The organism is Bittarella massiliensis (ex Durand et al. 2017) (assembly GCF_017566145.1).
In the GTDB taxonomy this organism is placed as follows: domain Bacteria; phylum Bacillota; class Clostridia; order Oscillospirales; family Ruminococcaceae; genus Bittarella; species Bittarella massiliensis_A.
Genome location: NZ_JABFCL010000062.1, coordinates 1 through 318 on the forward strand (window position 1 = coordinate 1; position 318 = coordinate 318).

The following is a 318-nucleotide window of genomic DNA, read 5'->3' on the forward strand; positions in this document are numbered from 1 at the left end:
GGGAGCATTGCCTTATGAAAAAAATGGGATTTGTGAAAAGCGAAAAGGAAAATGAACGGCGAATTGCGCTTCTTCCTGATGATATGGATGATCTCAAGGATTTTGCGGATTATCTGGTCTTTGAGACCGGATATGGGAAGGAGTTTGGAATTGATGATAAAGAATATCAGGCAAACGGCGCACATACAGCCGACAGGGAAGAGATTCTAAGAATCTGTGATATCGTGTGTGATCCGAAAGTGGGAGACGCAGAATATCTCAGAGAACTGAAAGAGGGGCGCACTCTTTTCGGATGGGTGAATCCACATGTATGTGAAG

1 pseudogene is annotated in these 318 nt (G+C 44.0%); it reads left to right on the forward strand.

Annotation, left to right across the window (positions count from 1 at the left end):
- Positions 1-14 precede the first annotated feature (14 nt).
- Positions 15-318 (forward strand): annotated as a pseudogene (locus HJY11_RS13455) (N(5)-(carboxyethyl)ornithine synthase); the annotation flags it as partial.